21 protein-coding genes are annotated in these 19,912 nt (G+C 71.0%); 12 read left to right on the top strand and 9 right to left on the bottom strand.

The annotated features are described in order from the left end of the window. Window positions 1-121 precede the first annotated feature (121 nt). The 3 genes from KME79_RS25980 to KME79_RS25990 all read left to right on the top strand — a co-directional run bounded on the left by KME79_RS25980 (window position 122) and on the right by KME79_RS25990 (window position 2,082). Window positions 122-250 carry a hypothetical protein gene (locus KME79_RS25980; protein ID WP_372452470.1) on the top strand — a complete coding sequence of 43 codons (129 nt, stop codon included), beginning with the start codon at window positions 122-124 and terminating at the stop codon, window positions 248-250. A 94-nt stretch (window positions 251-344) separates the two neighbouring features. After that, the gene (locus tag KME79_RS25985) at window positions 345-1,091 is read left to right on the top strand and encodes an SDR family oxidoreductase (RefSeq protein WP_219546724.1); all 747 of its coding nucleotides are present in this window, start codon (window positions 345-347) and stop codon (window positions 1,089-1,091) included. Window positions 1,092-1,203: 112 nt separating this feature from the next. Beyond that, window positions 1,204-2,082: a MarR family winged helix-turn-helix transcriptional regulator gene (locus KME79_RS25990; protein WP_219546725.1), complete on the top strand. Its 879-nt coding sequence runs from the start codon at window positions 1,204-1,206 to the stop codon at window positions 2,080-2,082. A gap of 89 nt (window positions 2,083-2,171) precedes the next feature. Here the strand turns inward: KME79_RS25990 and KME79_RS25995 are convergent, their stop codons facing one another. After that, complete coding sequence (locus tag KME79_RS25995; RefSeq protein WP_219546726.1) at window positions 2,172-3,395, bottom strand: hypothetical protein; 1,224 nt, start codon at window positions 3,393-3,395, stop codon at window positions 2,172-2,174. A gap of 172 nt (window positions 3,396-3,567) precedes the next feature. Here KME79_RS25995 and KME79_RS26000 point away from each other — a divergent pair, with 172 nt between their 5' ends. Both KME79_RS26000 and KME79_RS26005 read left to right on the top strand, forming a co-directional pair. Next, window positions 3,568-4,485: an NAD-dependent epimerase/dehydratase family protein gene (locus KME79_RS26000; protein WP_219546727.1), complete on the top strand. Its 918-nt coding sequence runs from the start codon at window positions 3,568-3,570 to the stop codon at window positions 4,483-4,485. A gap of 35 nt (window positions 4,486-4,520) precedes the next feature. Continuing rightward, window positions 4,521-5,360 carry a glycosyltransferase family 2 protein gene (locus tag KME79_RS26005; protein ID WP_219546728.1) on the top strand — a complete coding sequence of 280 codons (840 nt, stop codon included), beginning with the start codon at window positions 4,521-4,523 and terminating at the stop codon, window positions 5,358-5,360. Here the strand turns inward: KME79_RS26005 and KME79_RS26010 are convergent. Genes KME79_RS26010 through KME79_RS26020 form a run of 3 tightly spaced genes read right to left on the bottom strand, consistent with a single transcriptional unit; the run spans window position 5,243 to window position 7,682 of the window. Beyond that, window positions 5,243-5,779, bottom strand: coding sequence for a GtrA family protein (locus tag KME79_RS26010; RefSeq protein ID WP_148035218.1), 537 nt, complete (start codon window positions 5,777-5,779; stop codon window positions 5,243-5,245). The genes KME79_RS26005 and KME79_RS26010 overlap by 118 nt on opposite strands. After that, complete coding sequence (locus KME79_RS26015; RefSeq protein ID WP_271275660.1) at window positions 5,776-6,522, bottom strand: class I SAM-dependent methyltransferase; 747 nt, start codon at window positions 6,520-6,522, stop codon at window positions 5,776-5,778. Before KME79_RS26015 ends, KME79_RS26010 begins: the two co-directional genes overlap by 4 nt. Continuing rightward, window positions 6,519-7,682, bottom strand: a complete 1,164-nt coding sequence (locus tag KME79_RS26020; protein ID WP_219546729.1) for an NAD-dependent epimerase/dehydratase family protein — start codon at window positions 7,680-7,682, stop codon at window positions 6,519-6,521. The genes KME79_RS26015 and KME79_RS26020 overlap by 4 nt, the downstream gene beginning before the upstream one ends. A 275-nt stretch (window positions 7,683-7,957) precedes the next feature. Here KME79_RS26020 and KME79_RS26025 point away from each other — a divergent pair, with 275 nt between their 5' ends. From KME79_RS26025 to KME79_RS26050, 6 genes are all read left to right on the top strand, one after another. Continuing rightward, window positions 7,958-9,190, top strand: coding sequence for an ABC transporter substrate-binding protein (locus KME79_RS26025; protein WP_148035221.1), 1,233 nt, complete (start codon window positions 7,958-7,960; stop codon window positions 9,188-9,190). Continuing rightward, a complete protein-coding gene (locus tag KME79_RS26030; protein ID WP_219546730.1) occupies window positions 9,187-10,131 on the top strand; it encodes a branched-chain amino acid ABC transporter permease in 945 nt (314 codons plus the stop codon). Before KME79_RS26025 ends, KME79_RS26030 begins: the two co-directional genes overlap by 4 nt. Further along, window positions 10,128-11,105 carry a branched-chain amino acid ABC transporter permease gene (locus KME79_RS26035; RefSeq protein ID WP_219546731.1) on the top strand — a complete coding sequence of 326 codons (978 nt, stop codon included), beginning with the start codon at window positions 10,128-10,130 and terminating at the stop codon, window positions 11,103-11,105. The genes KME79_RS26030 and KME79_RS26035 overlap by 4 nt, the downstream gene beginning before the upstream one ends. Then, a complete protein-coding gene (locus KME79_RS26040; protein ID WP_219546762.1) occupies window positions 11,102-11,830 on the top strand; it encodes an ABC transporter ATP-binding protein in 729 nt (242 codons plus the stop codon). The genes KME79_RS26035 and KME79_RS26040 overlap by 4 nt, the downstream gene beginning before the upstream one ends. After that, window positions 11,814-12,497, top strand: coding sequence for an ABC transporter ATP-binding protein (locus tag KME79_RS26045; protein WP_246640451.1), 684 nt, complete (start codon window positions 11,814-11,816; stop codon window positions 12,495-12,497). The genes KME79_RS26040 and KME79_RS26045 overlap by 17 nt, the downstream gene beginning before the upstream one ends. Window positions 12,498-12,645: 148 nt before the next feature. Then, the gene (locus tag KME79_RS26050; RefSeq protein WP_308249055.1) at window positions 12,646-14,505 is read left to right on the top strand and encodes a glucuronyl esterase domain-containing protein; all 1,860 of its coding nucleotides are present in this window, start codon (window positions 12,646-12,648) and stop codon (window positions 14,503-14,505) included. Between the two features lie 10 nt (window positions 14,506-14,515). On the opposite strand, the gene KME79_RS26055 is transcribed toward KME79_RS26050, so the two are convergent. From KME79_RS26055 to helR, 3 genes are all read right to left on the bottom strand, one after another. Continuing rightward, window positions 14,516-14,806, bottom strand: coding sequence for a DUF3817 domain-containing protein (locus KME79_RS26055; protein ID WP_219546732.1), 291 nt, complete (start codon window positions 14,804-14,806; stop codon window positions 14,516-14,518). 58 nt (window positions 14,807-14,864) lie between these two features. Next, window positions 14,865-15,419: a dihydrofolate reductase family protein gene (locus tag KME79_RS26060; protein ID WP_219546733.1), complete on the bottom strand. Its 555-nt coding sequence runs from the start codon at window positions 15,417-15,419 to the stop codon at window positions 14,865-14,867. 156 nt (window positions 15,420-15,575) lie between these two features. After that, window positions 15,576-17,744 (bottom strand): RNA polymerase recycling motor ATPase HelR, encoded by a 2,169-nt coding sequence (gene helR, locus KME79_RS26065; protein ID WP_308249056.1) that lies wholly within the window; start codon window positions 17,742-17,744, stop codon window positions 15,576-15,578. Between the two features lie 285 nt (window positions 17,745-18,029). Here helR and KME79_RS26070 point away from each other — a divergent pair, with 285 nt between their 5' ends. Next, the gene (locus KME79_RS26070) at window positions 18,030-18,683 is read left to right on the top strand and encodes a DUF998 domain-containing protein (protein WP_219546734.1); all 654 of its coding nucleotides are present in this window, start codon (window positions 18,030-18,032) and stop codon (window positions 18,681-18,683) included. Window positions 18,684-18,735: 52 nt separating this feature from the next. On the opposite strand, the gene KME79_RS26075 is transcribed toward KME79_RS26070, so the two are convergent. After that, window positions 18,736-19,296 (bottom strand): fasciclin domain-containing protein, encoded by a 561-nt coding sequence (locus KME79_RS26075; protein ID WP_148035230.1) that lies wholly within the window; start codon window positions 19,294-19,296, stop codon window positions 18,736-18,738. Between the two features lie 168 nt (window positions 19,297-19,464). Beyond that, the gene (locus KME79_RS26080) at window positions 19,465-19,896 is read right to left on the bottom strand and encodes an SRPBCC family protein (protein ID WP_219546735.1); all 432 of its coding nucleotides are present in this window, start codon (window positions 19,894-19,896) and stop codon (window positions 19,465-19,467) included. Window positions 19,897-19,912 lie beyond the last annotated feature (16 nt).

The following is a 19,912-nucleotide window of genomic DNA, read 5'->3' on the forward strand; positions in this document are numbered from 1 at the left end:
CAGCCTAATGACTCGGCCTGCCCGGCCGGAACACGTCGATCGACAAGGGCGCCGGTTCACGAGCCCGGCATGATCTCGGGGAACGTCCGGAAGATCTCGTCGTGATCGCTACGGCTCCGACATGGCCTTCGTCGCCCGCATGGCGCAGCTGGCCGGGTTCGAGCTGGAGAGCAGGCATGCCGACTGGTCCGGCGCCGCCTTCACCGCCGAGTCGCGTTCGCACGTGTCGGTCTACCGCCTTCCCGCCTGACCGCACAATTTCCCCGGAGTTGGCACGGACTGCGGGCTTGCCTTGTCCCAGGGGCGGGAACCCTGGTTCACCGGGGGACAAGGAAGGCGTTGTCATGAAGATCGTGGTAATCGGCGGGACGGGCCTGATCGGGTCGAAGCTCGTGACCCGGCTCGGCGAGTACGGGCACGAGGCGGTGGCGGCGGCGCGGAACACCGGGGTCGACACCCTGACGGGCGAAGGGCTCGCCGAGGTCCTGTCCGGCGCGGCCGTGGTGATCGACGTGTCGAACTCCCCGTCGTTCGAGGAGAGCGCCGTCATGCAGTTCTTCGAGACCTCCACGCGCAACCTGCTCGCCGCGGAGTCCGACGCCGGCGTCGGGCATCACGTCGCGCTGTCGGTGGTGGGCACCGAGCGGCTGCCGGACAGCGGCTACTTCCAGGCCAAGCTCGCCCAGGAGCGGCTGATCGAGAAGGCGGGGATCCCCTTCTCGCTCGTGCACGCGACCCAGTTCTTCGAGTTCACCCGGACGATCGCCGACGCCGCCTCCACCGACGGCCGCACCGTACGGATCGCGCCGGTGCTCTACCAGCCCATCGCGGGCGACGAGGTCGCCAAGGAGGTCGGCAGGACCGCGGTGGGGTCGCCGCTGAACGGCAGGGTCGAGGTCGCCGGGCCGGAGCAGTTCAGGATGGACGAGTTCTTCCGCGACGCGCTCGCCGCCTGGGGCGACCCGCGCCAGGTGGTCACCGACCCGGACGCGCGCTATTTCGGGGCCGAGCTGCACGAGCGTTCGCTGGTGCCGGGCGAGGGCGCGGTGCTCGGCGAGATCCGCTACGCCGACTGGCCGGGCCGCGTGTAGCCCGTCGGCCCTCGTTTCGAGGATTCTCTTAGTGATTGCGGGCGGATGACCGCGTCCCCCAGGCTCTGTGCACAATAGCCATCGGCCGGGCTCGACCGGCGGCTGGGGGACGATGAACGGGTACTCGGAACTGCGACTCGGACCGCTGGACGAGGTCAGGGCGACGGTGGCGCTGCACCCCGGCGTCAGCCTGCTGTCGCTGGCCGCGGGCAGCGTGGGCGGCCGGCCGCACGGTGTGCCCGGTCACTGGCGGCGCGGGGTGGCCGGCGTGATCGGCGAGGACGCGGCCGCGCTGAGGCCGCTGTTCGACCCGTACTGTTCGATCATCCCCGACTGCCTGACGGCGACGGCCACGATGGTCGAGGGCGACGTCGAGACCTATCTGGAGATGCTTGAGGACCTGGGTCCGGCGACCCTGATCAGGCTGTGGGAGGACTTCGCGCCGACGTGGCACCGTGCAGGCGGGCTGCTCGGCAAGGAGCGCGAGCGGGTGGGCGTCGCGGCGGTCACCGGCGCCCTGGAGGCCGTGCTCACCGGCCTGAACAGCAGGTTCAGGTTCGGCGGCACCTCCATCAGGCTGCCGGACCAGCAGGGCCGGCGGTTCGACCTGGGCGGCAGGAAGCTGACGTTCGTGCCGGTCGTCTCCGGTCACGGCGCGTGCCTGTTCTCCTTCGACCGGCCGGGGCTGGCGTGGATCGGCTACCCCGTGCCCGCCGTGGGCCTGCTCTGGTCCGGCCACGAGGCGGAGAGCGACGAGAAGGACAGCCTGGCCCTGACGGTCGGCCGGGTGCGCGCCACGATACTGAGGGCAGGCCGGGTGCCACTCACCATGGGCGAGCTGGCCGGCCTCCTGAGCTGCACCCCGGCCACGGCCAGCTACCACTGCGACCAGTTGCAGGCGGCGGGCCTCCTGGAGCGCGAGCGGCACGGCCGCCACGTGCGCATCGGTCTGACCTCACGGGGCGAGGCCCTGGTCGATTTGATGAGCTGACTGTCAGGCGGGTTTCGAAATGATCGAGTCCGCCGGCGAACTGCTGCGGGCCGGCGGCGCACGCGCACCGGCCGCTGACGCGGGGGCGGCTACGGCTCTGACATGGCTCCCGTCGGCCGGACGGGCTCGGCGGGGCCGGGACGGGGCGGGTTCCTGGGCGGCAGTGCGGCGATCAGGAAGGGGATGACCACGAGCGAGGACAGCGCCCACACGCTGTGGAACTGCCACCAGCCCATCCCGGTGAACATCTGGACGCGCAGGTAGCCGGCCGCCGCCCAGGCGCTGGTCACCGTGATCACCGGCCAGGTGGCGCGGCCGGCGCGGGCCAGGAGGTAGGGCACCGGCCACATCAGGTACTGGGCGCCGAGCCGGTAGGTCAGGATGAGGAAGACGAGCAGCAGGACCAGGGTCAGGTCGACCGGGTCGGCCCCGCGCCACCACCATCCGGCCGCCAGCAGCCCGGCGACCAGCACGAGCATGCCGATCCTGCCGAGGACGGACGAGACGTCCTGGTCGCCGCCCGTGACCAGGGCGGTCCAGCCCCAGTCGCCCACCACCGGGCGCGTCGACATGATGGCCCTGCCCAGGTCGACGAGCCCGGTGACCGGCGTGTCCAGGAACACCGCGCTGCTGAGCAGCCACAGCCCGGGAACGGCCGCGGTCCAGCCGAGCACCACCAGGCGGCGCGACCCCGCGACGGCGAGCACCACTCCCGGCACGAGCAGCACCGACCAGTTGGTGCAGGCCACCGACAGGCCGATGAGCACGCCGGCCCAGTGGGCGCGCCCGGCGCGGGCGGCGACCAGCGCGGCCACCCCGAAGACCAGGGTGAGCGGCGGGAACTGGCCGTGGATGCCGCTCACCATGATGCCGAGCGGCACGCACGCGTACTGGAAGCCCCGCAGCGCCCCGCGCTCGCCGGCGAGCTTGGCCACCAGCGGGATCAGCGCGAGGTCGGCCAGCACGGGGACGATCCGGCCCGACCAGTTCCAGGAGAGCCCGATGAGGTCGCCCAGCTCCTTCTGGCCCGCCAGCACGTAGGCGAGGAACGGCAGGAAGTGCCAGCCTCCGTCGCGCATGTGGGTGGTCGGGTTGCGGCCTTCGAGCACCTCGGCGGCCGCCATCGAGAAGTCGTTGGCGAAGTCGTACGGCTGGGCGGGGTCCTGCGCGGCCCAGGCCATCGCGATGATCCGGAGCACGGCCCCGACCGCCAGCGCCGCCCACAGCGGCGGCGCCCAGCCGCGCCGTTGCGCGGCCAGTGCCAGGACCAGGCCGGCCACAAGGGGAGGGCCCACCACCAGAGCTGGGCTCACGTACACTCCTCCAACTGCCTCGCGGTCGGTCGACAGGACGACAAAGACCGTAGCCTACGCAGGGAGTCCAAGCGTTTGCTGGGAATGCCCTCCACATCGTCAGAACCGATGCGGGTCCACCCTCCGGATGCCGGTATCGTCGCTGGGACCTGAGGGAAAGGAATGCCAGGAGATGCCGGAGGTGGCCGGGGCCCGCGTGCTCGTCACGGGCGGAGCGGGGTTCATCGGAAAGCGGTTGGTGGCGGCGCTGCTCGCCGAGAAGGCCGAGGTGACGGTCGTCGACCTCGACCCGCACCCGGATCCCGGCGTGCTGTCCGTCGTGGGCGACCTGCGCGATCCCGGGGTGCGCGAGCGGGCGGTGACGGCCGGGCTCGACGCGGTGGTCCACCTCGCCGCCGTCACGTCGGTGCTCCGCTCGGTGGAAGACCCGGTCGGGACATACCAGACCAACGTCGAGGCCACGGCGGGGCTGCTGGAGCTCGCCAGGGAGCGCGGGGTGCCGCGGTTCCTGCTGGCGTCCACCAACGCCGTCACCGGCGACGTGGGCGGCGTCCGGATCAGCGAGAGCCTGGCGCTGCGCCCGCTCACGCCGTACGGCGCGACCAAGGCCGCGGGCGAGATGCTGCTCAGCGCCTATTCCGGCGTCTACGGCATGCGTACGAGCGCGCTGCGCTTCGCCAACGTGTACGGCCCGGGGATGCTCCACAAGGACAGCTTCGTCCCGAGGCTGATGCGGGCGGCCGCCGAGGGTAGGGGGGTCCAGGTGTACGGCGACGGCGCCCAGCTCCGCGACTACGTCCACGTCGACGACGTCGTGCAGGCGATCCTGCTCGCCTGGCGCGAGGACCACGACGGTCCCCTGATCGTCGGGTCCGGCACGTCGGTGAGCGTGCACGACCTGATCGACGCGGCGCGGACGGTCACCGGTGCGCCCATCCCGGTCGAGCACGTCCCCGCGAAGCAGGGCGAGATGCCGGCGGTCGTGCTCGACATCTCGGCGGCGAAGGCCCTCGGATATCAGCCTCGCCACGATTTGACCTCGGGAATGGCCACAGTATGGCCGGACTTCACGCCATCTGCAGCAGAATGATCTGCGGCTAAAAGCGACAAACCGGAGGAAGACGCATGACGAGCCCGGAGACACCGGTGGACATCGACGCCGCCGCGATGGCGGAGTTCACCTCGCAATACGGCTCGGACCTGCCTCCCGTCGCGATCGTCATCGCCGCGTACAACGAAGAGCGCAGCATCGGCGCCACGGTGAACGGCATCCCGGCGGTCATCGACGGGATGGAGACCGCGACCATCGTGGTCGTCGACGGCTCCACCGACCGCACGGCGGCCGAGGCGCGCAAGGCCGGGGCCATGGTCTGCGACGTCCCCGCGAACCGGGGGCAGGGCGCCGCGCTGCGGCTCGGCTACCGTCTGGCCCGCGAGAGCGGCGCCCGCTACATCGTGACCACCGACGCCGACGGGCAGTACGACCCGGCCGACATCAAGCGGGTGCTCGCCCCGGTGCTGCGCGGGGAGGCCGACTTCGCGACCGGTTCCCGCGTGCTGGGGCGGCAGGAGACCCACGACAGGGTCCGCCGCCTCGGCGTGCACGTGTTCGCGTTCCTGATCAGCCGGTTCACCGGCCAGCGGATCACCGACACCTCGTTCGGCCTGCGGGCGATGCGGGCGGAGGTGACCGGGGCGGTCACGCTCACCCAGCCGCAGTACCAGTCGTCCGAGCTGCTGATCGGCGTGATCTCGCGGGGGTTCCGGGTCGTGGAGGTGCCGGCCACCATGCGACTGCGCGCGGCCGGCACCACCAAGAAGGGCGGCAACCTCGTCTACGGCTACCGCTACTCGCGGGTCGTGCTCGGGACCTGGCTCCGTGAGCGCCGCCGGCCGGCTTCGTCGCCCTCCTCTGCGGGCTCGGCGCCCTCCTCACCCGAGCGGGTGTCGGCGAAGACGAAATAGTGGAACAGGAAGAACTTCGCCACGAACAGCAGCCCGTAGATCCCCAGGAAAACGGCACCCACGAAGATCACCCGGGGGCCGTCGGTGTCGAAGATCTGGTGTCCCACCCGGTCGGCGACCCCGGTGCCCCATGACGCGATGACCAGCCCCACCACCGCGGTCAGCCAGTACGGGAGCAGCTCGCGCAGCGGCTTGGGCCGGCCGCGCAGCTTCCAGGCCCACCACCGGTTGAGCACGTAGTTGACGACGGCGCCGAGCCCCCACGCGACCACGGAGGCGGCCGACGGGCCGAGAAGCTCCAGCCCGTAGACCGTCAGCAGCGTGATCTCGCTGACCACGCCCGCCACCACCGAACCGATCGCGTAGCGCCCGAAGATGCGCGGGAGAGCTCCCCGCAGAAGACGACGAACCTGGATCACGACGCCGCGTGCCCCCGGTCGCCGGGCACCCGGAAGACGCCGAGGATCGACTGGCCGAACGGGATCGGCAGAACCCGGTCGAGCACCCGGGTGACCGGGACCAGGACCTTGTCGTACAGGCCGACGGCGCCCGCCTTGGGCGAGCCCGCCTTGCCCAGCCGCACCGCGGCCCACCAGGCGATCCCGCCCAGCAGGTTGACCGGGCGGGACAGCTCTACCTCCAGCCCGGCGCGCACCGCGGCGTCCCTGAGCGTGGCCGGGGTGTAGCGGCGGAAGTGACCGACCTTTCGGTCGAAGTCGCCGTACAGGCTCTGGTAGGCGGGCACCCACAGCACGAGCGTGCCGCCCGGGGTGACCGAGCGGCCGAGGAGGGTGAGGAGGGCGGCGTCGTCCTCGAAGTGCTCCAGCACGTTGATGGCGATCGCGGTCTCGACCGGGCGGTCCAGGCTGGCTCCGCAGGCGAGGTCGAACTGGGCCGCCTCCACCTCGCCGCGGCCGGCGAAGCGGGCCTTCATCACCTTGACCGCGTCGGGGTCGACGTCGGTGACCACGAGCCGGTCCAGGCCGGTGAACTGGCTGGCGAACTCGCCCAGCCCGGCCCCCACCTCCAGCACGCTGCGCCCGCAGTGGGGGGCGATCAGGTCGAACTGGTAGCGGCGGTAGCGCGGCTTGTCGTGGCCGCCTTCCTCCCGCTCCGCGGTGCGGCCCGTGGCCCGGGCGAACGCGCCTTCCTCAGCGCTCACCGCCTCTCTCCGCCCAGGGCGCCGCGCCAGTCGACCCGGGGCTGCATGGCGTCGAGGTCGACCCGCTCGGCGTAGCGCTTGGTCACGTCGAACAGCGAGGTGATCAGCGTGTCGGAGAGCAGGTGGGGTTCGAGGCCGAGCTCCACCAGGCCGCTGTGGACGACCTTGTAGTAGTGCTCCTCCTTCTCGACCCTGGGGTTGTCGAGGTTGTTGATCGTCACCTCGTCGGGGAAGCTCCGCGCGACGGTCTCGGCGATGTCGGCGACCGACATGGACTCGGTCATCTGGTTGAACACGCGGAACTCGCCGCGGTCGGCCGGGTTCTCGCAGGCGAGCTGGATGCAGCGGACGGTGTCGCGGATGTCGATGACGCCCCGCGTCTGGCCGCCCTTGCCGTAGACGGTGAGGGGGTGGCCGAGCACCGCCTGGACGACGAACCTGTTGAGGACCGTGCCGAACACCGCGTCGTAGTCGAACCTGGTGGCGAGCCGGTCGTCGAGCGCGGTCTCCGGGGTCTGCTGGCCGTACACGACGCCCTGGTTGAGGTCGGTCGCGCGCAGGCCCCAGATCCGGCAGGCGAACTCCATGTTGTGGCTGTCGTGCACCTTCGACAGGTGGTAGAACGACCCCGGCCGCTTGGGGTAGAGCACCCGGTCCTTGCGTCCCTTGTGCTCGACCTCCAGCCAGCCTTCCTCGATGTCGATGTTGGGGGTGCCGTACTCGCCCATGGTGCCGAGCTTGACCAGGTGGATCTCGGGGTCGATCTCGGCGATGGCGTAGAGCACGTTCAGCGTGCCCGCCACGTTGTTGACCTGCGTGTAGACGGCATGCTTGCGGTCGATCATCGAGTAGGGGGCGGCCCGCTGCTCGGCGAAGTGGACCACGGCGTCCGGACGGAAGTCGCGGATCATGTCGTAGGTGAAGTCCGCCTCCATCAGGTCGCCAATGTACGCCTTGATGGTCTTACCGGTCAGCCGGTGCCAGGTGGAAATCCTGGTTTGCAGGGATTCGATCGGCACCAGGCTTTCCACGCCGAGCTCGAAGTCGTACTGCCGCCGGGCGAAGTTATCGGCGACGGCGACCTCGTGCCCGGTCTGAGAGAGGTGGAGGGCGGTGGGCCAACCAAGATAGCCGTCACCACCGAGGACCAGAATCCGCATTGACCTGACTTTCTCACTGTGCGACAAGTTCGGGGACATTAATACGCCTATGGGGGTGTATCACACCTAGATGTCAGAGTGTTCCCCCTGCTGTATCCATCACACTCGTACCACATCACCAGTCCTAACCTTCCCGTCTTGCGCCACTTCACAGCAGGTTGACAGGCGCTGGATCAACGGGACAAGTCGCTTGACCGCGGCGCGCGCCTGCTGCCAACATCAGCGAAACAGCGTTCCAGAAGATGGAACCGAGGCAACCCCCCGAGGACGACGCCATGCGTATCAAGTCCTGTATCGCCATCGGCACGCTCCTGACTCTCTCCCTGACGGCCTGCGGCGGCTCGGCTCCCGGCGGGGCCGCCCCGGCCTCGCCGGACGCGTCGGGCACCATCAAGATCGGCTCCATCCACCCCCTCACCGGCGCCCTGGCCTTCGACGGCCAGCAGATGTCCAAGGCGATCAAACTCGCCGCCAAGGCGATCAACGACTCCGGCGGCATCAAGTCGCTCGGCGGCGCGAAGCTGGAGATCCTGGACGCCGACAGCCAGGGCAAGCCGGAGATCGGCCAGAGCGAGGCGCAGCGCCTCACCCAGGCGGGCGCCGTGGCGCTCGTCGGGCCCTACCAGAGCGCGGTCGCCGCGCAGGTCGCCACGGTGGCCGAGCGGAACAAGGTGCCGTTCGTCATCGACGTCGCCTCCGCCGACGACATACTCAAGCAGGGTTACACCTATACCTTCCGGCTCCAGCCCTCCTCCGACACCCTCGGCAGGTACGGCGCGCGCTACCTCAAGGACCTGGCCGACCGCACCGGGCAGCAGATCACCAAGGTCGCCTACTTGCACGAGCAGACCGACTACGGATCCTCGACGTACGAGTCGTTCACCGACGAGGCGGCCGAGCTCGGCCTCCAGGTCGGCCCGCGGATCACCTACGACGCGCTCAAGGCCGCCGACCTGACCACCGAGCTCACCAAGGTCAAGGCCGCCGGGGTGGACGCGCTCGCGGTCACCGGCTACTACCGCGACGGCCTGCTCACCGCCAAGGCCATCGCGTCCGTACAGCCCGGCGTGAAGATCGTACTCGGCGTCTCTCACGGCGCCTTCAGCTCGCCGGTCTTCCCGCGCGACGGGGGCGCAGCCGCGGAGGGCGTCTACGACTCCAACTTCAACTACGACGCCACCAAGCCGGAGTCCAAGGCGATCCTCGACGCCTTCCAGGCCGAGTACGGCGAGGAACTGCGTTTCATCCCCTTCACCTCGTACGAGTGCGTCAGGCTCGTGGCCGCGGCCCTGGAGAAGGCCGCCAGCCGGGACCCGGCGAAGATCCGTGAGGCGCTCGCCGGGATCTCCTTCGACACGCTGATGGCGTTCGACGGCCCTGTCCAGTTCGACGAGTCCGGGCAGAACGAGAACGCCACCCCGATCGTCCTGCAAGTCCAGGACGGCAAGGTCGTCCCGGTGCACCCCGCGGCCAAGGCCGTGGCCGAGCCGAGGCCCGCCGCGGAGTGAACCACCTGATCTCGCGCGCCGGCCTGGGCATCCTCGTGGCGGTGGCCGTGGTCGCGGGCGCGTGGGCCCGCTCGGGCAGCGGATCGGTCACCGCCCAGGCGGTGCTGACCGGTCTGCTGCTCGGCGGGGTCTACGCGCTGGTCGCGATGGGCCTGACGCTGATCTTCGGGGTGCTCGACATCGTCAACTTCGCGCACGGCGCCTTCATGACGCTGGGGATGTACGCCACCGCGCTGCTCGCGACCGGCGCCGGGCTGAACCCCTACCTGTCGCTGCTGGTGAGCGTGCCGCTGCTGTTCGGCCTCGGCTACGCCGTGCAGCGCCACCTGGTGAGCCGGACCATGGGCGGCTCGCTCGCCGCGCAGCTCCTGCTGACCCTGGGCATCGCGATGCTGCTGGAGAACGCCCTGCTGCTGGCCTTCTCCGGCGACACCAGGACGGTCGCGGTCTCCTTCGACACCCCGCTGCGCGTCCTCGGCGCGGTGGCCGACCTCAGCAGGGTGCTGGCGTTCGCCGGCGCGATGGGGCTGGCCGGGGCGGTGTGGCTGCTGCTGACGAGGACCAGGCTGGGCACCGCGATCCGGGCGGTGGCCGCCAACCCGGAGGGCGCCTCGCTGGTGGGGCTCGACGTGCGGCGGCTGCACGCGCTGACGTTCGCCGCCGGCACGGCCTGCGCCGGGGCCGCGGGGACGCTCGTGACGCCGCTCGTCACCGTCGAGCCGACGGCCGGCGAGCTGTTCAACATCATCGGGTTCGTCGTCGTGGTGCTCGGCGGTCTCGGCAGCGTGCCAGGGGCGGTGGCCGGCGGGCTGATCGTCGGCCTGACCGAGCAGCTCGGCGGCATCTACCTGCCGGGGCAGAGCCCGCTGCTGGCGGTGTTCGCGGTGTTCGTGCTCGTCCTGCTCTGGCGCCCGCAGGGCCTGTTCGGGAGGCCGGCGTGATCAGAAGGCTCGTCGTGCTCGCGGCGATCGGCGTGGCCCTCGCCCCGCTACCCCTGCTGCTGCCGCCCGCGCAGGAGGCGGTCGCCGTCCGCGCCCTGATGTTCGCGATGATGGCCGTGGCCTGGAACCTGATGAGCGGGTTCGGCGGCCTGTTCAGCTTCGGGCACGCCGCCTACTTCGGGCTGGGCGCCTACACCACCGCGCTGCTGACCGTCGAGCTGGGGCTCTCGCCGTGGCTCGGGCTGCTCGCCGGGATGGCGGTGGCCGCGCTGTTCGGCGTCGTCACCGGCTATCTGGCGGTCCGCTACCGGCTGAAAGGCGCCTACTTCGCCCTGGCCACCTTCGCCTTCGCGGAGATGCTCAGGCTGGCGGCGCTGAACTCCGAGCTCGTGGGCGGCGCGGTCGGCCTCACGCTGCCCGTCACCGGCGAGCAGGGGTGGTGGACGCTCCGGTTCGACGTCGGCGATCCCGCGTACTTCTGGGTCGCGCTGCTGCTCACGCTCGCGTGCGTGGCGACGGTGATCGTGCTGCTCGGCAGCAGGGCGGGGCTGAACCTGGTGGCCGTGCGCGAGGACGAGACGGCCGCCGCGGCCGCCGGGGTCGCGGTGGTCCGCCACCAGATCCTGGCGATCGGCGTCTCCGCCGCGCTCACCTCGGTCGCCGGCGGCTTCTACGCCGTCTACTACCTGTTCGTCAGCCCGGACCTGGCCTTCGGACCGTCGGTGTCGATCCAGGCCATCCTGCCCGCGGTGATCGGCGGCGTCGGCACGGTGTGGGGGCCGCTGATCGGCGCGGCGGTGCTGGCCCCGCTGTCGGACGTGGCCGCGACGGTGGTCCGCACCCCGCCCGAGTTCCTCTCGTTCCTCCAGGGCCGCAGCGGGCTCGACGTGATCATGTACGCCGTGCTCCTGATCGTCGTGGTCCTGGCCATGCCACGCGGTCTGTACGGCGGATTCGCCAGGAGGTCGCGATGATCCTGCGCATGGAGGGGGTCAGCAAGGCGTTCGGCGGCCTGCGCGCGCTGGACGCGGTGACGTTCGAGGTCGAGCGGGGCACCATCCACGCGGTCATCGGGCCCAACGGCGCGGGCAAGACCACGCTGTTCTCGGTGATCTCCGGCGAGCAGCGGCCGGAGAGCGGCCGGATCCTGTTCGACGGCCAGGACGTCACCGCCCGGCCCGCCCATCTGCGCGCGCGAGCCGGCCTGGTCCGCACGTTCCAGCTCACCCGGCCCTTCCCCGCCCTGTCCGTCCTCGACAACGTGACCGTGGCCGCCGGCGCGCACCTCCGCACCAGGAAGGAGGCCGTCGCCGCCGCGACCGGGACGATCGAGAGGATCGGGCTCGGCGCCTACCTGTCGCGGCCCGCCGGGGAGTTGCCGGCCGCCGCGCGCAAGCAGCTGGAGCTGGCCAGGGCGCTGGCGCTCCGGCCGAAGGTGCTGTTGCTGGACGAGGTGCTGGCCGGGCTCACCCCGGCGGAGCGGGAGCCGATGATCACCCTGCTGGGCGAGCTGCGCGCGGAGGGCATGACGCTGGTCCTGGTCGAGCATGTGATGCCGGCGGTGATGCGGCTGGCCGACCGGGTGCTGGTGCTGGATCGCGGGAGCGTGCTCGCCGAGGGGGAGCCCGCGGCGATCGCCCGCGATCCCCGCGTCGTGACCGCCTATCTGGGAGAGGACTCCGATGATGCTCTCGCTTGACGGCGTCGACGCCGGATACGGCGGCCTGCGGGTCCTGCACGGCCTGTCGCTGGAGGTGGCGGCCGGGGAGATCGTCGCGCTGGTCGGGGCCAACGGCGCGGGCAAGTCCACGACGCTGCGGGTCGCCTCGGGGCTGCTCAGGCCGACCGCCGGCCGGGTGGTGTTCGACGGGGCGGAGCTGTCCGGGCTGCCGGTCCACGCGGTGGTGCGGCGCGGGCTCGTCCAGGTCCCCGAGGGCCGCGCGCTGTTCGGCCCGCTCACCGTCGCGGAGAACCTGGCGATGGGCGCCTACCACACGGGCGAGCCCGCCGACCGGGTGCTGGAGCTGTTCCCGAGGCTCGCCGAACGGCTGGACCAGCGGGCCGACACGATGAGCGGCGGCGAGCAGCAGATGCTGGCCATCGGGCGCGCGCTGATGACCCGGCCGAGACTGCTCATGCTGGACGAGCCGTCGGTCGGGCTGGCCCCTCTCATGGTCCGCGCCGTCTTCGCCGCGCTCCGGCGCATCCGCGAGAGCGGCGTCGCGATCCTGCTGGTGGAGCAGAACGCGGCCCAGGCGCTGGCGCTCGCGGACCGCGCCTACGTCATCGAGAGCGGGGTCATCACCCTGTCGGGCGACGACCTGGCGGGCGACGAACGGGTGCGCCGCGCCTACCTGGGCCTCTGAACTCGTTTCAGCCGGTTTCCCGAGGCATATCGCCAGCTCATGGATGGATTGCGTGATCGTACGGATCGAAAATTTCGGCGCTTGATTGACATGTTTCGGGAGGATTCTCAGACTGATCACCGACCCCTCACCGCAAGGGAGAGCTCCGGTGATCATCGGGATTCGTACGAGAGCCGTCGCGCTGGCGGCGGCCGTGACGCTCGCGGCCGCCGGGGCCGTGGCGCTGACCTCCGCCGAGGCCGTCGCGGCCGCCGGGGTCGAGGACGAGGGCGCCGACTGCGCGGTGTCCGGCCTGCCCGGCGAGGCGTCCCTGCCCACCGTCTCCCGGCTTCCCGACCCGTTCATGAAGCTGAACGGCACGCGCGTCTCCACCAGCTCCGAGTGGCGGTGTCGCAGGGCGGAGATCAAGGCGCTGGCGGAGAGGTTCGTCTACGGCGAGAAGCCCGCGAAGCCGTCCGGTGTGACGGGGACGGTGTCACGCACCGGCATCACCGTGAACGTGTCGCACAACGGCAGGAGCGCGAGCTTCTCGGCGGGCGTCGACCTGCCGAGCGGTTCCGGCCCGTTCCCCGCCGTCATCGTCCTGGGCGGGCTCGGCGCGGACACGGCCACGATCAAGGCGGCCGGCGCGGCCGTCGTGACCTACGACCCCCTCGCGGTGGGGCGGGAGGGCACGCCGCGCTCCAGCAAGCAGGGCGCGTTCTACAACGTCTACGGCTCCTCCAGCGGTACGGGACTGCTGGCCGCCTGGGCGTGGGGCGTGAGCCGGATCATCGACGTCATCGAGCAGTCGGGCGGCAGCGTGCTCACCGCCGACGCGACCGGCGTCACGGGCTGCTCCCGGTACGGCAAGGGCGCCTTCGTGGCCGGCGCCTTCGACCAGCGCATCGCCCTGACCATGCCGATCGAGCCGGGCAGCGGCGGCCTCGCGGCCTTCCGCGCGATCCCCGGCGAGAGCGGCGCCCAGCCGCTGAGCAGCGCCTACGGGGAGCAGCCGTGGCTGGGCGACGCGTTCGGGTCCTTCACCGGCAACCCGGCCAGGCTGCCGGTCGACACGCACTCGGTCGTGGCGATGATCGCGCCGCGCGGCCTGTTCGTCATGGACAACCCGCACATCGACTGGCTGGCCGCCAGGTCGGCGAGCGTCGGCGCCCTCGGCGGGGCGGAGGTCTACAAGGCCCTCGGCGCGGAGGCGAACATCACCTACTGGTCCGACGTCCAGGACGGCAACCACTGCGCCACCCGGTCCGAATGGCGCACCCCGCTGCAGCAGACCATCCAGAAGTTCCTGCGGAACACGGGCGGCCACACGGGCTCGATGCGGATCTCCCCCAGCAAGCGGGGCAACCTCGCCGAGTGGCGTGACTGGCAGACCCCGGCGCTCGGCGGCTCCGGCGACACCACCCCGCCGACCGCCCCCACCGGCCTCGCCGCCTCGGGCACCACGGCCACGGGCACGAGCCTGAGCTGGACGGCCTCGACGGACGACACCGGCCTGGCCGGCTACGACGTCCTGCGCGCGCCTGGCCCGAGCGGCGGCACGTTCACCCAGGTCGGCACCTCGGCCACGACCTCGTACGCCGACACGGGCCTGACGCCGGACACCACCTACCGCTACCAGGTCAGGGCACGCGACGCCGCGGGCAACACCTCGCCGGTCTCGAACACCGCCCAGGTCACCACGCAGCCCGGCCCGTCCGGCGGGACCTGCACGGCCGTCCCGACCGTGCAGACCCAGTGGAGCACCGGCTACGTCGTGCAGCCGCTGACCATCACCAACACGAGCAGCTCGACCATCACCGGATGGACGGTGACCTTCACGCTCCCGGCCGGCCACACGCTGACCGGCTCATGGAACGGCACCGTTACCACCAGCGGGCAGACCGTGACCATCAGGAACGTCGCCCACAACGGCACCCTCGCCGCCGGAGCCAGCACCACCAGCGTCGGCTTCCAGGTGAGCCGCCCGAGCGGCGACGCCCTGCCGTCCGGCTACACCTGCGCCTGAAGGGCTCGGATCAGGACTGCGTCACCATGCGCGACGCCATGCGGCGCTCGAACCACAGCGAGGTGAACGGCGGCACGGCGCACGCCAGGCCCAGCACCACCGTGCCGCGGCTCCAACCGGCCTCGCGCGCCGCGAGCACCACCCCGGCCGCGTACAGCACGAACAGCGCTCCGTGGACCGGCCCGAAGATCTTCACCCCGAGCTCGGTGGTCTCCGTCACCCACTTGAAGAACATGCCGATCAGCAGCCCTGCCCACGAGCACGCCTCGGCCACCGCAACGATCCTGAACCAGCGCAGCATGCCGCACCCTTTCACCTGGAGGAAGCGTTCACTCTACAGGCTGTAGAGCTGGCCGTGGTCAGGCGCCCTCGGGCTTGTAGACCAGGGACAGCACCCCGGTGGTGAACGTCTGCGACTTGACCAGCTCCAGCGGGATGGCGTCGCCGCCCTCGTCGAACAGCCGCTCGCCCTTGCGGACGGCGATCGGGTGCACCAGCAGGTGCAGCTCGTCCAGCAGCCCGGCGGCCAGCAGCTGGCGGACCACCGAGACCGAGCCGCTCATGGCGATCCGGCCGCCCGGCTCGTTCTTCAGCGCGGTCACGCCCTCGATCAGGTCGCCCCGCAGCTGCTCGGAGTTGCGCCAGGTGAACTCCAGCGACTGGCGCGACACCACGATCTTCCGCGCGTCGCCGAGGGTCTTGGCGAAGTCGGCGTCCTCGCCGCCCGCTGCCTCGCGCTCCGGCCACGCGCCCACGAAGCTGTCGTAGGTCTTGCGGCCCACGAGCACGGTGTCGGCCATGCCCTCCGTCACGGCGGCGCCCATCTCCTCGTTGAAGTAGGGGAAGTGCCACTCCGCCGGCTCGTCGATGACGCCGTCGAGGGAGATGAACAGGCTTGCGGTGATCGTCCTCATGACGGTCCTCCGGGGAAGGGGCGGGGCTGTCCGGCCGCGCCGTTCTGTCGTACCGACAGCTTCGCCGGACCTGCTTACGGATCCCTTAAGGCGTCCTGCGGTCCGGCCGTCAGGAGATCGGAAGGGGATGCTCACGTGCCTCGATCCTGCCGGACGTCAGGGGCTCGTGAGGACGACCAGTTGCCGGGTCGCCCTGGTCATCGCGACATAGCGGTCGACCGCTCCTTCGACGCCCTCGCCGAACGCCTCCGGGTCGACCAGGACGACCAGGTCGAACTCGAGCCCTTTCGCCAGCTCCGGGGTCAGCGACCGGACCCGGGACGTCGCCCGGAACGCGGGATCGCCGATGACGCAGGCGGTCCCGTCGGCGTTCGCGGCGAGCCAGCCGTCCAGGATCGAGTCAAGCTCCCCCGCGGACCCGTGCGCGACGGGGACGCCGCCGCTCCGGATGGAGGTCGGCACGTTGGCGTCCGGGAGCGCGGCCCTGATGACCGGCTCGGCCTCCGCCATGATCTCCTCCGGCGTCCGGTAGTTGATGGTGAGCGAGGCCAGGCTCACCCGGTCGAGCCCGACCCGCTCCAGCCGCTCCTGCCACGACTCGGTGAACCCGTGCCTGGCCTGGGCGCGGTCCCCGACGATGGTGAAGCTCCTGGAGGGGCAGCGGAGCAGCAGCATCTGCCACTCCGCGTCGGTCAGCTCCTGGGCCTCGTCCACGACGACGTGCGCGAACGGGCCGGCGAGCCGGTCCGGTTCGACGCCGGGCAGCATGCTCTCGTCGACCAGGGCGTCCTTGATGTCCTGTCCGTGCAGCATCATCACCGCGCCCTCACCGTCGTCGTCGGCCTCGATCATGTGGTCGACGACCGCGGACATCCGCTCGCGCTCGGCGGCGAGGGTGGCTTCCTGGCGGCGCCTGTGGCGTGACGCTTCCGGGTCGCCGAGCCGCTGCCGGGCCGCGTCCAGCAGCGGCAGGTCGGACACCGTCCAGGCCTGGGCGTCCGCGCGCCGCAGCTTCCGCACCTCGTCGGGGCTGAGCCAGGGGGCGCACATCCGCAGGTAGGCGGGCACGGTCCACAGGTCTCCGACGAGGTCGGCGGCTTCGATGATCGGCCACGCGCGGTTGAAGGTCGTGAGCAGCTTCCGGTTGCGCAGCAGCGACCTTCGGATCAGGTCGGCCGGGGCCTCGACCTCGTGCCTGTCCACCAGGATCGTGAGCAGTTCCTCCCAGATCCGGTCGCGTGCCTCGTTGTGCGGGGTGCCGGGCTCCGGCGCCTCGAACGCCTCGGCCCAGTCGTCGGCGCTCAGCCGGACCTCGTCCCAGTCGGTGGTGACCGTCATCTCCTCGGTGGGCGGGTTCTCGTAGAACCTGACGGCCGGCTCGATCGCCTTCACCAGGTCCGCGGACGCCTTCAGGCGGGCCACCTCCGGGTCGGTCTCGACCCCGGCGGCGGCGCCCTCGGCGACGAGGTCGCGCAGGGTGCAGGTCTGCACGCCCTCCTCGCCGAGGCTGGGCAGGACGTCGGACACGTAGGCCAGGTAGGGCTGGTGCGGGCCGACGAACAGCACGCCGCCCCTGCGGTGGCCGAGCCGGGGGTCGGAGTAGAGGAGGTAGGCGGAGCGGTGCAGCGCGACGACGGTCTTCCCCGTGCCGGGACCGCCGTCGACGACGAGGGCGCCACGGGATCCGGCGCGGATGACGGCGTCCTGGTCGGCCTGGATGGTGCCGAGCACGTCCCGCATCCGGCTCGACCGGTTGCCGCCGAGGCTGGCGATGAAGGCGGACTGGTCGTCGAGCGCGGCGTGCCCGTCGAACCCGTCGGAGGTGAAGACCTCGTCCCAGTAGTCGCTGATCCGGCCACGCGTCCAGCGGTACCTGCGGCGGCTCGCCAGGCCCATGGGGTTGGCGTGGGTGGCGCCGAAGAACGGCTCGGCCGCCGGTGAGCGCCAGTCGAGCAGCAGCCGGCGGCCCTCTCCGTCCGTCAGGCCGAGCCGTCCGACGTACACGGGCTCGGGGTCGTCCGCGCCGACCATGCGCCCGAGGCACAGGTCGAGACCGAACCTGCGCAGCGCGCGCAGGCGGGCGGACAGCCGGTGGACCTCCAGGTCCCGGTCCAGCGCCGCCCGGCCCTTGCCGCCCGGCGCCTTCCGCGTGGCGTCGAGCCGGTCGGACAGCTCGGCGATCGTCTGCCGCAGGCTCTCCGCGATGGCCGCGAAGTGCCGCTCGTCGCCGGCGATCAAGGCCGGGTCGGCCTTGGGCGCGAGGTTGCCGGGTAGGTCGAACGCGCTGGTGGTCAGCGGGTTCGTGTCAACAGCTCCGAAACGCACGTGCGCCCCCCAAGTTTCCGCAGGTTCTGGCCCCGGCCGACGATTCTGCGGCACGACCCGGGTCTTGCCGCAAGCCCTGGGGTGCGCTATAGGTTGGAAGTGGAAAGGCGCGGATCTTCCCCTTTCCCCTCGTCCGCCGCCTGAGGCGGCTGTCTCGGGCCCTCGCAGGGCCATACCTATCACTGCTCATGGCTGATCGACGTCCTTCTGCCGACCTTGTTGACAAAGGATATTTTTACATACAAGCTCATTTTTGCAATCAGCCACGACCGATGGAGATCGACCATGTCCTCCGACACCGCAGTTGACCGGCCACCCCTGCGCACGACCCGCGCCCTGCTCGCCTGCGGAGTGGCCGCGGGGCCGCTGTTCGTCCTGCTGATCGTGGTGCAGGCCATGACCCGCGACGGGTTCGACGCCCGGCGCCACCCGCTCAGCATGCTCAGCCTGGGTGATTACGGCTGGATCCAGACGTGCAACTTCCTGCTCTGCGGGCTGCTGGTGCTGGCGTCCGTCGCCGGTCTGCGCCGTACGCTCCGGCCCGGGACACCGGGCCGAGCCTGGGGCACCTGGCTCATCGGGGTCTACGGCGCGAGCCTGATCTGGGCCGGCGTCTTCCCCACCGACCCGGCCGAGGGATATCCCGTCGGAACCCCTGACGGCCCCGGCGAGGTCAGCTGGCACGGCATGCTGCACAACCTCGCCCCGGTCGGGATGGGCCTCGCGCTGAGCGTGGCGTGCCTGGTGTTCGCCCGCCGGTTCGCCCGCGCCGGTCAGCGTGGCTGGGCTCTCTACAGCGTCCTGGCACCGGTGGCCTACCTCGTCCTGGGGTTCGCCGCGTTCCCCGCGCAGGACTTCCGCTTGATGGTCGTCGGCGGCGCGGCCATCTGGACCTGGGCGGCCGCGCTGTGCCTGAAGTCGATGCCGACCGGAAGATGAGGCGCACGCGGCGCGAGACCGCGCCGCGTGCGCCGTGGGCGTCTGTCCTGCCCTACTGGGGCATCAGGACCTTGTCGATGACCTGGACGGTGGCGTTACGCGTGGGCACGTCGGCGCAGACCACCTTCGCGTCGTTGACCGTGATCTCCTCACCGGAGGCCTTCGCCGTCAGGTCACCGCCCTGAAGGGTGGTGAGCGGCGCGCCCTCCAGGTCGGCGGCCATGTGCTTCCCTTGGACGACGTGGTACTGGAGAACCTTGGTGAGCTCTTCCTTGTTCGCCATGAGCTGGTCCAGCTGCTCCTTCGGGACAGCCTGGAACGCCTCGTTGGTGGGTGCGAACACGGTGATGTCCTCGGCGGAGTTCAGCTTCTCTGTCAGGCCGGCCTCCTCGACCGCCTTGGCCAGCGTGGAGAGCTCCGGCACCTGGGTGAGTGCGGTCCCGACCGGCTTGTCTGCGATGTCCTTGAGGCTGCCCTCGATGGCCGCGCACCCCGGGCCTGACGGGCTGCCTCCGTTCGTGGGCTGGGGCGCGGGCGAGGTGACGGACGCGCCGGCGGTACCCGTCACGGTGGCGGCCAGTGTCATGGCCGCGGCGATGAGCAAGTGCTTCACGATGGTCCCCCTGAGATCCTTGGGACCCGCCCGACGGCGGAGCCCGTATGGCGTGCCCGAGATTCCGGACCACGGATTCCCTGATCTCCAGTGTTGAGGAGCTCCGGCCACGGCCAAGTCACATAGCACTCAAACGGGGACAAAAGGGGCGTTACTCACTTTTGGCAATCAGTTCCAGTTGTCGATCTTCACGTCGTCGGGGGCGGGGGCGCCCTTCCCGGTTTCGACCAGCGACTTCAGGCTCATGAGGAAGACCGCCCACTTGGTGCTGCAGTGGTGCATGAACTCCACCGGCTCCTTCCAGCCCGCGTGCTTGAAGAGGATGACGGTGTAGTCCCCGGCCCGATCGAGGTCCCAGCCGACGTGCGTGCCGATCCACTCCTCGGGCCCGCCGACCACCTCCCACAGCACGCGCTCGCCGGGGCGGGCCTCGAGGACCTTCATGTCGAACCCGTCGGCCCCGAACCTGAACCGGAGCACGTCGCCTTCGCCCCGGGTGTCGGCCGTCCACCAGCCGGCGAGCCCTTCGACGGTGGTCAGGGCCTCATAGACGTCGGCCGCCGGCGCCTTGATCCCCACTCTGTGCAAGATGTCTGCCATTGCCGGTCCTTCCATC

Source organism: Nonomuraea harbinensis, from assembly GCF_019396385.1.
GTDB lineage: Bacteria > Actinomycetota > Actinomycetes > Streptosporangiales > Streptosporangiaceae > Nonomuraea > Nonomuraea ferruginea.